A 14601-nucleotide genomic window follows, 5' to 3' on the forward strand; every position below is an offset into this window, starting at 1 on the left:
CCGCGAGTCATTTGCTGCAGGCAGGCCACTTGCGGCCGCCGCTGAAGCGCTCGCTCAGGGCTGCGCCTGTACCTGATCGAGCCATTCGCCGAACATACGGCAAGCGGCCGCCTCAAGAGCCGGGCCGAACTGCGCGGTCTCGGCGCGCAATTGACGCGCGTCGATTCCATGCTCCACGAGTTCGCCCGCATTACCGATCAGCCAGGGCTCGAAGCGATCGGTGCGAATCTCGGGATGACATTGCAACGCGAGCACATGGCTGCCCCACGTGAACGCCTGGTTTTCACACGCGCTCGTGCAGGCAAGACGCGTCGCGTTCGCGGGAAGGTCGAAGGTATCGCCATGCCAATGCAGCATGGACGTATGCGCGCCATCCAGATGACGCACCGGCGATGCGCGGCCGGCCTCCGTCAGCGTGAGCGGTTCCCAGCCGAGCTCCGTATGGCCCGCGGGATACACTCGCGCGCCGAGCGCACGCGCGATCAGTTGCGCGCCGAGACAAATGCCGAGTGTGGGAAGCCCTGCTTCGATGCGTTTTTCGATCATCGAAAGCAGCGGCACGAGCGTGGGATAGCGCGCGTCGTCGGTGGCGCTGATCGGGCCGCCGAGCACCACCATCAACGATGACGTGACCGGGTTCGGCGCCTCGATGCGGGCAAAGCCGACATCGAGATAACGCACGGGCCGCCCGCGTTCGCCGAGCACGAGTTCGAGACTGCCCAGATCCTCGAAGTGCACGTGGCGAATGGCCAGAACTTCCTGATTCATCAGCCTGTCACCTTCAGATTGACTGCGGACTGCCGCTGCGCGGCACCGAAAAAGCCGGCAGGCGGCAAACGCCGCCTGCTGTTGCCGGTTGCAGTGTAGCGGATTGGCAGCGAAGCAGTCGCCTTACTGGGCGAAGATCTTCCAGGTCTTTTTCTGCGTGGCGACGTCGGCGGTTTCATGCACGGCGCAATCCAGACGCAGATCCGTATCCGCCATGTTCAGATCGAGCAGCGCGCAATGATGCGGCGTTTTCTTCGGATTCTTGCTCGGCTCGAAATGCGTGCAGCTCAGGCACATGCGGTGCGGCGGAATGTTGCCCTGCGCTTCCAGTTGATGAACCGTCTTGAGCAGCGTGCGATAGAACAGGGCCTGCTCGTCGTCGCGCAACGTGCCCACAGCCTTGGCCAGAAAGTCAGGCCATTGCGCGGCGCGCTTCGCAGCCGTGCGGCCGCGAGTGGTCAGACGAACGGCGAGCGCGCGGCCGTCATCGAGAGCGCGGCGCTTTTCGACCAGTCCCTTGGTCTCGAGCGTACTGACCGCGTCGCTGGTGGTCGCGGCAGTCAGTGCCGTTTCGCGCGCGATTTCCCCGAGCCGCATCGGCCCTTTTCGTTGCATCAGCAAAACCAGGATTTCGCCCTGCGTGGGCGTGAGGCCCGCGCCTTCCGCCCATTCCCAAGCCTGGCTTCGCATCGCCGTGCTCAGTCGCAAGAGGCTGTGGGTGACTCGCCCGGTTGCCTGTTCTCCGTATACGCCTTCGCTCATAATCTTCGATTGGTTTATTTACAGCTTTTGTGCGGTGCCGGCCGTTGTTGCCGGGAACGCCCGTAGCCTGTGTGGGGTAGCCCCGCCCAAAACAGGACGAGACGGTCTCTAACTATCTCAAAAATTCACCGCCTTGCAAGCCGAAGCGGTTAAGACGACATTCTATGCGAGAGCGGCGAATCGTACAGCTAAGTTATCCAATGCAATCTGTGGATAACCGTGGGACAACATCAGGGATGACATGTGCGCCGATTCTTGATAAGCACCCGCGTCCACTTGTGAGTCCTTAAGTTGTCCTCGTTTACCGCCGGCCACGCACTGCTCACCGGCCTACTTATGGTTTACGCAGCGCCTTGACTTTGCAGGGAATTATTCAGTTGTCCACAGTCGGCGGCGATGCTTGTTAACTACTACTACGTTTGTATACGTACTTATTGGAAAAACCTTAAGGGCCCCGAACTGGAAAATTTTAACGACGAAAAAAAACCCGCGCAGGCGGGTTTTCTTACTGTTGAACACAAGCGACACCGTTCGGCCGATCACGCTCGCCACTTCAGACACTGTTGCCGGACAGCCTCATGCAGTGACTTTTCCTGTTCGACGACGCCTCTTAGCCACGTTGCATCGTTGATCTGACCGCGCGCAATCGCGCCGATTTCGGCAAGCGCATGGCCCGAGCCCAACGCGTCGCCGTGCGGCGCGATGAGGTCGAGCGTCTCCAGAATGTCTTCCGAAATCGTCTTGCGTTCGCCTGTCTGCGGATTGATGCAGGTTCCGGCAAGACCGAAACGGCATGCCTCGAAGCGGTTGAACGTGTAGACGAGGTAGTCGTCTTCGTGCGGCGTGATCGGCTTGTCGAGCAGCAGATGGCGCGCAAGCGTCTGGATGTAGCAGGCAATCGCCGCGGCGCGATCGACGGAAAGCGGCGTATCCATCACGCGTACTTCGATGGTGCCGAAGCCCGGCTTCGGCCGGATGTCCCAGTAAAAATCCTTCATGCTGTTGACCACGCCCGTATGGACCATCTTCGAGAAATATTCCTCGAAGCTGTCCCACGTCAGCACGAACGGCGCGCGGCCCGATAGCGGAAACGCGAACACGGAATTCAGGCGTGCCGAATGAAAGCCGGTGTCCACGCCCTGCACGAACGGCGACGATGCGGACAACGCAATGAAATGCGGAATGAAGCGCGACATGGAATGCAGCAGGAACAGCGCGCTGTCCGGATCGGGGCAGCCGATGTGCACATGCTGGCCGAATACGGTGAACTGCTTCGCAAGATAACCGTACAGTTCGGAAAGATACTGAAAGCGCGGCGTATCCACGATCTGCCGTTCGCTCCATTGCTGGAAAGCGTGCGTGCCGCCGCCGCACAGGCCGACGTTCAGATGATCGGCCGCGGAAACGAGCGTGTCGCGAATCTTGCGCAGATCGGCGAGTGCCTGTTCGTGGTTCGTGCAAATGCCGGTGGACAGCTCGATCATGCTCTCGGTGATTTCCGGCGTGATGTTGCCGGGGATCTTTTGATCCTTGACGAGGCGCAGCAGATCGGAGCCGGCTTTGGTCAGATCATAGTCGTGCGTATTGACGATCTGCATCTCGAGTTCGACACCGAAAGTGAACGGCTTCGAATCGATGAAGGGTTCGAGTGACATGGCGTCCCCTGAGTGAGGTCGGCCGGACGGTTGTCGGAAGCCCGGCCGTTTTTTGAAGCGAATAAATTTGAATAACGTGTGGCTTGCAGCGCGGAGCGCTCACGGTCGCTTATGACCGCTTAACCGCTTACTCTTCGCGCCGCTCGGCGACCAGCGCGAGGCTGCGATAAACGAGCCACGGCCCGAGAATCTGCAGCACGACAATCGAACACATCATGATCGCCCGCAATTGCGGATCGAAATTTGGATACAGGTTGTACGTATCGTCGACGAGCAGATAAGCCAGCGCCGACATCGGCGAGAGCGACAAACCGAGCGCCATGCCCTGTTTCCAGTCCAGACCGCTCGGCTTTGCAAACGCAAGCACGCCGACGAGTTTCGCGACGAGCCGCGCAACAATCAGGCCCAGCGCCGCAACGCCGCCGAGCGCAATGTCTTTCCATTCAAACGAAGTGAGCGTCAGCACGAACAGAATCACAGTGAGAAGCCAGCCGGCCGTGCCGAAATGCCGCGGCCACAACTGCGGCCGAGCCTCCAGATTCTTCACGATGATGCCGGCGGCGAGCAGCGCGAGAATGGTCGACAGCTTGAACAGATGCGCGACCGCGATGGCCACCAGAATCAGGCCGAATAGCGCAACGAACGAATGCTCGTCCTGCATGTTGAGCCGGCGATAAAAGAACGTGCAGGTGCGCGCGAGCAGATAGGCGAGCACGAGCGAGCCGACCAGCAGATAAAGCGGCTGCAGAATGGTCGCGAAAACATTGCCGTACGCTTCCTGATGCAGCCAGCTCGACACGAGCTTTTCGATCACGACCGCATACATGCTGTTCAACGCGGTCAGCGTCAACAGACGCTGCGTGACCTGGCCTTCGGCGCGAAGCTCGGTCTTGAGCTGAATCACCATGGCCGGCGAAGTCGCCATCGCGATGGCGGCCAGCACGGTTGCGACCATCAGCGGCACGTTCAAAAACAGCAGCACGGGCAAAACGAGGGCGAAAGTCAAAGTGGCTTCCGCGACGCTCGACATCACGAGCCACGGATTACGACGGATCCAGCGCAGATCGAGCCGGCTGCCGAGTTCGAACAGCAGCAAGCCGAGCGCAACGTCGAGCAAGGGCCGCGCGGCTTTCGCCGATTCGGCATCGATCACGCCCGAGCCAGCCGCGCCGGCAATCAGACCGATGACCGCATAGCCCGAAATACGCGGCAAGCGCCACGCGCGATAGCACAACTCGCCGCACAAGCCCGCGGCGAGCAAGGCGAGACCAGCCCAAAAAATGGCGTCGGGTGAAAGCGGCCAGGCTGGAAAAAATGAAAACGCCGAATTCATCGTTATGGGTTCTCCTTTGCAGCAACGGCAGATCACATGAACCAGCATGAGCCGGCGCGAACACCGGCGAGCGGGTGGGCGCAAGACGCGGGCCACTGTCGCAATCGCTTCGCGTGATCCGCGTTGCGGGTTTTCAACGATCGGATGATTCGAACGCGCCGCAGTCGCAGGGAGCTCGGCGCATTCAGGGGTGCGGCCGTAGCAACCGGCTCGGCACGGTGAAAGAACGCCGTCGACGTTGAATCAGATTCTGATTGAACGGGACCGTTCCATTGCAGCGGGTACCGCAGGGGGCCAGGCACCACGCGGAAAAGAACGGCGATTGTGCCATAGCTTTTTTAGCTTCGACCGAAAAGACACGAACATGCAGGCAAAACGGTAAGAAAGTACTTCATCTTCGCGAGATGTGGAAAAAGCGACCGTTTTGAAGCTCGCGACGCCTGGATTGCTGGCTTGTTCCAGTACCCGTCGATGGAGTCTGCACCATCTACGTGTGCTTTTCAGGACAGCCGCTAGCACACGGGTTGAATGCGTCGCCCGATCTGTGCGGTGGCGCACGGTCCAGCTCGGGCCTTGCTGTTTACGTGTTTACTGTATGTATACGTAGTAGCAGTTAACAAGCAGCCCGCTTTTCTGTGGATAACCCCGGTTTACCGAAGCGAATCAGCGGATTGCAGACTTCATAACCGGATGCACAGCATGTGCGGCGACGCCGGGTAGTCGCGGGTAACTTTCCGCGAAATTCGACGGCGCTCGAGTTACCCCGTTTACGTCCACAACGGTTCCACATGAGTTGCGCTAGTAAACAACGTGGTTATCCACAATTTGCGGTGGATAACCGCGCTGCGCACCGCCAAGAGTTAACTGATGACGCCGCCTTGCCGCAAAGTGCGCAGCAGGAAGCGCGCAGGGTCGATGTCTTCGGCGAGATCGCGTTCGAGCGGCAACGGCTCGCCTTCGATCTGCGACGCGATCAGTTCCGCGCCAAGCGCCGCCCACACGAGACCGCGCGAGCCGTAGGCAAAGGCGCTGTAGAGACCGTCGACGCGCGGCAGATCGAGCGGCCACGCACCGCGCAGGCGTTGCGCGTTGTGTGCGGCGAGCGCTTCGTCGGCGAGGTTGCCGATCATCGGCATGCGGTCGCTTGTCACGCAGCGGAATGCGACGCGGCCGGTCAGCGCATGACCCGATGCCGCGGCATCGCCGCGCCCGACAACGCTCACGAACGCGGGCAGCATCTGCGCGACGCGCTCGATGTTTTCCAGATGACCGGCAGGACGAAGCGACGTTTGAGCGTCGTCGAGTTCGTAAGTCGCGCCCGTCAGCGTGACGCCGCCGGGCAGCGGTATCGCATAACCTTCGCCAATCACCGGCAACTCCAGCGACGGCGCCGCGCCCGGCGGCAGCAAAGTGAGCTGGCCGCGGATGCTGCGAGTCGGCGCGTGACGCAAACCGGCAATGCGCGCCGCGTCGTGAGCGTTGGCGACGATCACGACCGGCGCACGCGCGAGCACGTCGCCGGCCGCGTCGAATACCAGCCACTGATCGCCCGAGCGCTCGAGACGCGCGGCTTCGACGCCGAAGCGCCGCTCGAGCAAATCACCGGCGGCGGCGCATTGCGCGGCGCAAAGCGAGGCCGGGTCGATCCAGCCGCCGTGCGGGAAGAACCAGCCGCCGCGCGCGAGCGGTGTACCGGCGAGTTTTTGCGCGTCGTCGGCGGAGACCGGCGTGACGAATTCCGGCGGATAGCGCAGCGCGGCGATGGCTTCGCTCATCGCGTGGGCTTCGTCGGCGTTTTCGGCGATTTGCAGCAGACCCGAGCCGCCGCGCAGCGGCGCGTGGCCGAGCCGTTCGAGCGCCGTCCAGCGTCTTAGCGCGTATAAAAAGCCGGCGCGCGTGACGCGCGACGCGACGCTGTCGTCGCGCGAGATCATCGGGTGGAATACGCCGGCCGGATTGCCCGACGCGTCTTGCGCGACCGACGCATGCCGCTCCAGCAAAGTCACGCGCCAGCCGCGCGCGGCGAGCCGCTCGACCATCGCGCATCCCGCGAGACCGCCGCCGATCACGACCGCATGCCGTTCGCGAGGCGTGAGCGGTCCGAGCGATCCGAGCGCTCCGAGTGGTCCGAGTGGCGAGGGCGGCTCATGACGGCGCACGCGCCAGCGAGGCGCGAAGCGGCCGACCAGCATCGCGCGCTTCCAGCCGAAACCTTCGACCTTCCGATACTCGAAGCCGCATTGAGTCAGCGCCCGCTTGATGTCGCCGGCGCTCGTGTAAGTGGCGAAGGTCGCGCCGTCGTCCGCGAGCCGCGCAAGCGACTTGAAGATGGCGAGCGTCCAAAGCTCCGGATTTTTGGCCGGCGAGAAGCCGTCGAGGTAAAACGCGTCCGCGCGCAGCCTGAGATTCGGCAAGCTCTGCTCTGCGTCGCCGAAAACGAGTGTGAGAACCACGCGCCCGTCCTCGAATTCCAGCCGATGCGTGCCCGGCACGAGCATCGGCCAGTCGTTCGCGAGCGTGTCGGCGAGCGCGGCAATCGACGGATCGGCAATGGTCGCGGCGTACGCGCGGCGCAGATCGGCGAGCGCGAACGGATGCTTTTCCGTCGAGACGAAATGGAGCCGCTCGCAACGCGACGGGTCGGCGCGCCAGGCGGCCCACGTCGTGAGGAAGTTGATGCCCATGCCGAAGCCCGTCTCCAGCACCGTGAAAATGCGCCGGCCTTGCCAGCGCTCGGGCAGCGCATTGCCGCGCAAGAAAACATGGTCGGCCTGCTCGAGACCGCCGACGGCGCTGTGATAGATGTCGTCGTAGAGAGGCGAAAAAGGCGTGCCGTTGTCCCGGAACGAGAGGACGGCTGGGATCAGCGGATCGGTCATGCGCGACGCAAAGTGAGGCCCCGAGAAGCGGGTCCAACGTTACCGCCAGCGCGCGCGGCTCGCCGGGCGGCGAAATAGACGCGCCGAGCGTTGGCAAAAACCAACGTCAAAGCCCCGTCCACACTGGGTTTCGGGCTTCTCAGCGAGGCCGGATCAGCAAAAAGTGCCGTTTCCTTGCTGTATCTGTTCCAAAACCGCGTAATTCTTCGAAACCCTTGTCCTGATTGGGTTTGCGCTGCGCTATCATAGCAAGCGCCGCGAAGGGAGCGGCAGCACGGCCGACGGACACTCGCTGTCCGGCGCTTTTGATCTGGAGGGGCTCCGGAGCCGTAGCTGCTCGACGGCGCGGCGCGCGCACGTATAATCGGCGCGTTCGCGCTGTTCGTGTCAACCTAAACTCAGAAAGGAACCTTAATGAACAAACAGGAACTGATCGACGCTGTCGCAGGACAGACGGGCGCCAGCAAGGCTCAAACCGGTGAAACGCTGGACACGTTGCTTGAAGTGATCAAGAAGTCTGTGTCGAAGGGCGACGCGGTCCAGTTGATCGGCTTCGGCAGCTTTGGTTCGGGCAAGCGCGCAGCGCGTACAGGTCGCAACCCGAAGACGGGCGAAACCATCAAGATTCCGGCCGCAAAGACCGTCAAGTTCACGGCAGGCAAGGCGTTCAAAGACGCAGTCAACAAGCGCTAAGCAGATTACTGCCAGGCAGTTGACACCCGCCAACGGCGGGTTTTTTTTCGTCTTTTTTCTTTGCGAATGGGCGCGCCGCAGGGGAGTGTGCGGCGGGTTTCGTTGCTACTGTCGACGCAGTTGAAAGAGCCGCTTAGTCGTGGCGATGTGCTGTTCCGCCGTGGCCGTGGCCATCGTGATCATGGTCGTCGTGGCCGTGATCATGATCATGATGATGACCGTGATCATGTCCGTCGTGATCGTGATCGTCGTCGAAGTCCCACGCCGGGAACGGATCGGCGAACTGTTGCCAGCCTTGCGGTCCCACTGCGTACTCGTCGTCGGTCAGCAGGCACGCGTCGAACTTCGCCGACCACAGCGTCGGGTCGATGCCGACGCCGATCATCGCCAGCTCCTGGCGACGGTCGCCAATACTGACGTCGTCCGGCGTGCCATACCAGTCGGCGGCGATTTCGGCGGCTAGCTCGTCGTCGGCATCGGGCCATTCGCTGCGGTCCTGAGCCGCCCACCACATGCCTGCGGGACCGTGCCGGCAAGCGCCGCCCGCCTGCGACAGCGAACCGGCGATGTCGTTACGCGTCGCGAGCCAGAAGAAACCCTTGCTGCGCAAGACGCCCTTCCACTCCTCGTGCAGCAACGCCCACAGCCGCTCCGGATGGAACGGACGGCGTGCCTGATAAACGAAGCTGCCGATGCCGAACTCGTCGGCTTCGCTGCGATGACCGTGGCCGCGTTCGTCTACGTGCTTCTCGGCCTGGTTGAGCAACGCGATCGCGCCGGGAGCGTTCGCCGTCTCGTCGAAATCGAAGCGGCCGGTGTTCACGATCTGTTCGAGCGGCACGGCGCCGAAGCGGCTCACCACTTGCACCGCGCGCGGATTGATGCGCGCGAGGATGCGTTGCAGGCGCGTCAGCTCGTCGGCGGTCACGAGTTCGGCCTTGTTCACGACCAGCACGTCGCAGAACTCGACCTGCTCGATCAGCAGTTCCACTAGAGTCCGGTCGTCTTCGTCGCTCGCGGCGATGCCGCGTTCGGCGAGCGCATCCGCGGAACCGTAGTCGCGCAGAAAATTGGACGCGTCGACCACCGTGACCATCGTGTCGAGCCGCGCGAGCTCGGCGAGCGGCGCGCCGTCGTCGTCATCGTCGGCGAAGGCGAAGGTCTCGGCGATCGGCATGGGTTCCGCCACACCGGCCGACTCGATCAGTATCGCGTCGAAGCGCTTTTCGGCGGCCAGCCGTTTCACCTGGGCGGGCAGATCGTCGTGCAGCGTGCAGCAGACACAGCCGTTCGACAGTTCGGCCAGGTTTTCTTCGCTGGGCGACAGCGCGGCCGGATCGCGCAAAAGCGCCGCGTCGATATTGACGGCGGCGAGATCGTCGACGATCGCGGCGACGCGCAAGCCGGCGCGATTCGCGAGGATGTGATTCAGGAGCGTGGTCTTGCCGGCGCCCAGAAAACCGGAGAGCACGGTGACGGGCAGTGGCGGCTGGTTCATCGCAGTACGGAAAATCGGGAGGAGTGGAAGGCGTGCCGGGCGCCGCATTGCTACGCGAGTCTAGCCGCGGTCCAGCGGACGCTCGAGCGCCGGCGGCAGCACGAAGCCGCATTGTGCATCAAATCGGAAACGGCGAGCGGTCGATCAGCGTGACGCCGGCATCAGGTTCCACTTGCGTAGAATTGCGGCGATCTGTTGAGCGTACTTGTCGCGCAGCGCGGGCGTCTCGGAGTGATAAGCGCCGATGGCTTGCCACGTATTGCCGTACTTGTTCATCTGCCGGCGCAGATGCCACGCGGCGATGTACACGTTCTTGCACGGCTCCATCAGCGTGCCTTGCGAGATCCCGTATTGCGCGAGCGTGGGCAGATGAATCGAGTTGATCTGCATTACGCCGTAGTCGGTCGAGCCGTTTGCGTTTTTGTGCTGCGCGTCCGGACGGTTATGCGACTCCTGCCAGGCGATCGCACGCAGAATCAGCGGGTTCACTTTCTGATATTTCGCGGCTTCGTCGAAGCAATCGGCGCGTGCCGTCCCGGCCGAAGCCAAGATGGTAATTCCTGCCAGAAAGGTGACGAAGCTTCGTTTCATCGGTCAAGACGACTGGGGCAAACCGCAAGAGTAAGGGATCGTAAGGGCTCGTGTCAGCCATTGTTCAGCCGGGGACTAGCCGGTGGGCGCAATCTGGCCGGGGCATTGACGGAAGATGCGGGAAAACCCGTGTTCGCAACGGCGATCCGACGGCTTGAACGGCTCGTATGATACCGGCAGGCCGTGACCCGTCAAGTTGGCTAACAGACATAAGAGCGCGGAAACACTAGGTTTTCTTGCCGCTTTCAGTCCGCAGTGGTTTCGCTTTCAAGGCCCGCCGAGCGGGCCCGAACGTTTAGGGAAACTCACTGAGGCTTTCCTTTTGTGACAAATCCGACATGAAAAACTGTTACTGTTCCTTCTTTTCGGACATCGGATGGCCAGCATTTTAGGGCGGCTTTCGCCCACCTGGCCCGCCGGCAGACCGACCGACCGGCGGTTTGCTCCTGTGTCCGCGCTGCATGACCGCCGGCGGCCTGCGCTGCCGGCATCGACATTACATTCCATGAGAAGAAATCGTATGGCTTTGCGTCGCGTCGCAACGGCGTTGCTGTTGGCTGGCTTGATCACTGCGCAGACCGCACAGGCGCAGGTGACATTGAACTTCGTCAACGCCGATATCGACCAGGTCGCGAAGGCGATCGGCGCGGCGACCGGCAAGACAATCATCGTCGACCCACGAGTCAAAGGTCAGTTGAATCTCGTGTCGGAAAACGCGGTGCCCGAGGATCAGGCGCTGAAGACGTTGCAATCCGCGTTGCGCATGCAGGGCTTCGCGCTCGTCCAGGATCACGGCGTACTGAAAGTCGTGCCCGAGGCCGACGCCAAGCTGCAAGGCGTGCCGACCTACGTCGGCAATTCGCCGAGCGCGCGCGGCGATCAGGTGGTCACGCAAGTGTTCGTGCTGAAGAACGAATCGGCGAATAACCTGTTGCCGGTGCTGCGTCCGCTGATCTCGCCGAACAATACCGTGGCCGCTTATCCGGCCAACAACACGATCGTCGTCACCGACTACGCGGACAACGTGCGCCGTATCGCGCAGATCATCGCCGGTGTGGATACGGCGGCCGGTCAGTCGGTGTCCGTCGTACAACTGAAGAATGCAAACGCGCTCGACATTGCCACGCAACTGAACAAGATGCTCGACCCGGGCGCGATCGGCAGCACGGACGCCACGCTGAAAGTGTCGATCACCGCCGACCCGCGCACGAACTCGCTGCTCATCCGCGCGTCGAACGGCGCGCGTCTGGCCGCCGCGAGAACGCTCGCGCGCGAACTCGACGCGCCGACCAGCATGCCGGGCAACATGCACGTCGTGCCGCTGCGCAACGCCGAGGCAAGCAAGCTCGCGAAGACCTTGCGCGGCATGCTCGGCAAGGGCGGCGAAGGCGGCTCGGCGGGCGGCGGCAACGAGGCCAACGCGTTCAACCAGAATGGCGGCGGTGGCGGAATTGGCGGCAACAATTCGACGGGCACTTCGGGCACCCCGCCGCTGCCGTCGGGCGGACTGAACAACAGTTCGTTGTCCTCGCCGATGGGTGGCGGCGGCGGCGCGGGCGGCTACGGCGCGAACGGCGGCGGTCAATCCGGCGGCCTGCTCGGCGGCGACAAGGACAAGAACGAGGACAATCAGCCGGGCGGCATGATCCAGGCGGACTCGGCGACGAACTCGCTGATCATCACTGCGTCGGAGCCGGTTTACCGCAATCTGCGCGCGGTGATCGACCAGCTCGACGCGCGCCGCGCGCAGGTCTACATCGAGGCGCTTATCGTCGAGCTGAACTCGAACACGAGCGGCAATCTCGGCATTCAATGGCAGGTCGCGAACAACTCGATTTTTGCCGGCACGAACCTCGCCACGGGTTCGAGCAACAGCATCATCAACCTGACGGCGGCTGCTGCGGCGGCGGGCGCAGCGGGCGCGACCGGCGGTCTCGCCAACGCGCTCGGCTCAGGTGTTCAGCAGGGCTTGAACGTCGGCTGGATTCACAACATGTTCGGCGTGCAGGGACTCGGCGCGTTGCTTCAGGCGCTGTCGCAGACCGCGGACGCCAACGTGCTGTCCACGCCTAACCTGATCACGCTCGACAACGAGGAAGCGAAGATCGTCGTCGGTACGAACATACCGATTCAGACCGGTTCGTATTCGAATCTGACGAGCGGCAACGCGAGTTCGGCGTTCAACACGTACGACCGCGTGGATGTCGGCCTGACGCTGCACGTCAAACCGCAAATCACCGACGGCGGCATCCTCAAGCTTCAGCTTTACACTGAAGATTCCGCCATCGTGAACGGCACGACCAACGCGACGACCAACCCGGCCGGCCCGCAGTTCACCAAGCGCTCGATCCAGTCGACCGTGCTCGCCGACAACGGCGAAATCATCGTGCTCGGCGGCCTGATGCAGGACAACTACCAGGTCAGCAACAGCAAGGTGCCACTGCTTGGCGACATCCCGTGGATCGGTCAGTTGTTCCGTTCCGAGCAGAAGAACCGCAACAAGACGAACCTGATGGTGTTCCTGCGTCCGGTCATCATCGGCGATCGCGATACCGCGCAGGCTGTCACGTCGAATCGCTACGACTATATTCAAGGTGTGCAGGGCGCGTATCGTCAGGACAACAATCTGATGAAGGACAACGACGATCCGGTGGTTCCGCCGAAGCCCGTCGGCCCGAGCCAGGGCGGTTCGACGTTGAACCTGTTCGACCTCGACCAGATGCGCCGTCAGCAGATGCAGCCGCCGCAGCAGCAAACTCAGCCGGGCTCGGCCGCGCCGACAACGCCGCCCGCCACGAACGGCGCTGTGCAAAGTAATCCGGTGCCAGTCGCACCGTCCACCGTATCGCCAGGAGCCAAGCCGTGAGTACGCCGTCCATGCCGCCGTCAGCCTCAACGTCGCCGGCATCGTCGCGAGCCGCCGAGATTGCCTCGGCGGCGATGACAGAGCAAGCGGACCACGCCGAACGCGCGGCGCCGTCGGCGATTGCCGCGCGGCTCGTGCCCTACGGCTTCGCGCGCAGCGGCCAGATTCTGGTCGCGCATCAGCACGCCGACAGCCTCGAAGTCTGGATCAGCGAGCGCACCAGCGAGGCCGCGCTCGCCGAAGTCGCACGCAACTTCGGCGCGGTGTCGGTGGTGCGTCTTCCCGCCGACGAACTCGCGCAAGCGATCAACCAGGCCTACGCGCGCCAGGACGGCAGCGCGGCTCAGGTGGTCGGCGAAGTGGAAGGCGAAGTCGACCTCTCGCGACTGATGCAGGACATTCCCGAAGTGGAAGACCTGCTGGAATCGGAAGACGACGCGCCGATCATCCGCATGATCAACGCGCTGCTCACGCAGGCCGCGCGCGAGCACGCGTCGGATATTCACATCGAGCCGTTCGAGACTTCTTCTGTGGTGCGTTTTCGCGTCGACGGCACGCTGCGCGATGTCGTGCGTCCGAAGAAAGCGCTGCATGGCGCGCTGATTTCGCGGATCAAGATCATGGCGCAGCTCGACATTGCCGAGAAACGTCTGCCGCAAGATGGCCGCATCACGCTGCGCGTGGGCGGTCGTCCGGTCGACGTGCGGGTGTCCACGCTGCCGACAGGTCACGGCGAGCGCGCCGTGCTGCGTCTGCTGGAAAAAGACGCGTCGCGCCTGAACCTCGAAGCGCTCGGCATGGGCGCGGACACGCTCGTCAAGTTCGACAAGCTGATCGGCCGGCCGCACGGCATCGTGCTCGTGACCGGCCCGACGGGTTCGGGCAAGACGACCACGCTGTATGCGTCGATGTCGCGGCTTGAAACCGCGACCACCAACATCATGACGGTCGAAGACCCGATCGAATACGACCTGTCGGGCATCGGCCAGACGCAGGTCAACGAGCGGATCGGCATGACCTTCGCGCGCGCGCTGCGCTCGATTCTGCGGCAGGACCCGGACATCATCATGATCGGTGAAATCCGCGACCTCGAAACCGCGCAGATCGCCGTGCAGGCTTCGCTCACCGGCCACCTCGTGCTCGCGACGTTGCATACCAACGACGCCGCCTCGGCCGTCACGCGTCTGACCGACATGGGTGTCGAGCCGTATCTGCTGGCGTCGTCGCTGCTCGGCGTGCTGGCGCAGCGGCTCGTGCGGCGGCTGTGTCCGGTATGCCGCGAAAAGCGCGTCGAGGAAGACGGGCGCGTGCATTGGCATCCGGTCGGCTGCGACAAGTGCGGTCAATCGGGCTATGCGGGGCGGCGCGGCGTGTATGAACTGCTGCTTATCGACGACGAAATCCGCGCGCTGATTCACCGCAATGCATCGGACGCCGAAATTCTCACGGCCGGCCGCGCGCAAGGCATGCGCACACTGCGCGAGGACGCGGATCGCTGGCTCGCTTCCGGGCTGACGTCGCTTGAAGAAGTGATTCGCGTGACGGGCGGAGCTTAA

Annotated in this window: 10 protein-coding genes; 3 read left to right on the forward strand and 7 right to left on the reverse strand. The window is 62.9% G+C overall.

All coding sequences use genetic code 11. From position 1 onward, the window contains the following. Positions 1-54: 54 nt before the first annotated feature. From CUJ91_RS17970 to mnmC, 5 genes are all read right to left on the reverse strand, one after another. Positions 55-768 carry a glutamine amidotransferase gene (locus tag CUJ91_RS17970; RefSeq protein ID WP_114156631.1) on the reverse strand — a complete coding sequence of 238 codons (714 nt, stop codon included), beginning with the start codon at positions 766-768 and terminating at the stop codon, positions 55-57. Positions 769-891: 123 nt separating this feature from the next. After that, positions 892-1530, reverse strand: a complete 639-nt coding sequence (locus tag CUJ91_RS17975) for a MarR family winged helix-turn-helix transcriptional regulator (RefSeq protein ID WP_006050815.1) — start codon at positions 1528-1530, stop codon at positions 892-894. A 539-nt stretch (positions 1531-2069) separates the two neighbouring features. Continuing rightward, the gene (locus tag CUJ91_RS17980) at positions 2070-3185 is read right to left on the reverse strand and encodes a YbdK family carboxylate-amine ligase (protein ID WP_006050814.1); all 1116 of its coding nucleotides are present in this window, start codon (positions 3183-3185) and stop codon (positions 2070-2072) included. A 127-nt stretch (positions 3186-3312) separates the two neighbouring features. Then, positions 3313-4518 carry a cation:proton antiporter gene (locus CUJ91_RS17985; protein ID WP_029971201.1) on the reverse strand — a complete coding sequence of 402 codons (1206 nt, stop codon included), beginning with the start codon at positions 4516-4518 and terminating at the stop codon, positions 3313-3315. A gap of 860 nt (positions 4519-5378) precedes the next feature. Continuing rightward, positions 5379-7397, reverse strand: a complete 2019-nt coding sequence (gene mnmC / locus CUJ91_RS17990; RefSeq protein WP_006050812.1) for a bifunctional tRNA (5-methylaminomethyl-2-thiouridine)(34)-methyltransferase MnmC2/FAD-dependent 5-carboxymethylaminomethyl-2-thiouridine(34) oxidoreductase MnmC1 — start codon at positions 7395-7397, stop codon at positions 5379-5381. 414 nt (positions 7398-7811) lie between these two features. Here mnmC and CUJ91_RS17995 point away from each other — a divergent pair, with 414 nt between their 5' ends. Next, positions 7812-8090, forward strand: a complete 279-nt coding sequence (locus tag CUJ91_RS17995) for an HU family DNA-binding protein (protein ID WP_006050811.1) — start codon at positions 7812-7814, stop codon at positions 8088-8090. Between the two features lie 133 nt (positions 8091-8223). Here the strand turns inward: CUJ91_RS17995 and CUJ91_RS18000 are convergent, their stop codons facing one another. Continuing rightward, positions 8224-9588, reverse strand: coding sequence for a GTP-binding protein (locus tag CUJ91_RS18000; RefSeq protein ID WP_114156632.1), 1365 nt, complete (start codon positions 9586-9588; stop codon positions 8224-8226). A gap of 144 nt (positions 9589-9732) precedes the next feature. Further along, the gene (locus CUJ91_RS18005; RefSeq protein WP_006050809.1) at positions 9733-10179 is read right to left on the reverse strand and encodes a lytic transglycosylase domain-containing protein; all 447 of its coding nucleotides are present in this window, start codon (positions 10177-10179) and stop codon (positions 9733-9735) included. Between the two features lie 520 nt (positions 10180-10699). Here CUJ91_RS18005 and gspD point away from each other — a divergent pair. Together gspD and gspE are read left to right on the forward strand one after the other, a co-directional pair. Further along, positions 10700-13045, forward strand: a complete 2346-nt coding sequence (gene gspD, locus CUJ91_RS18010) for a type II secretion system secretin GspD (protein ID WP_114156633.1) — start codon at positions 10700-10702, stop codon at positions 13043-13045. Then, positions 13042-14601: a type II secretion system ATPase GspE gene (gspE, locus tag CUJ91_RS18015; protein ID WP_006050807.1), complete on the forward strand. Its 1560-nt coding sequence runs from the start codon at positions 13042-13044 to the stop codon at positions 14599-14601. The genes gspD and gspE overlap by 4 nt, the downstream gene beginning before the upstream one ends.

The sequence above is a fragment of the Paraburkholderia graminis genome, assembly GCF_003330785.1.
Classification (GTDB): domain Bacteria; phylum Pseudomonadota; class Gammaproteobacteria; order Burkholderiales; family Burkholderiaceae; genus Paraburkholderia; species Paraburkholderia graminis.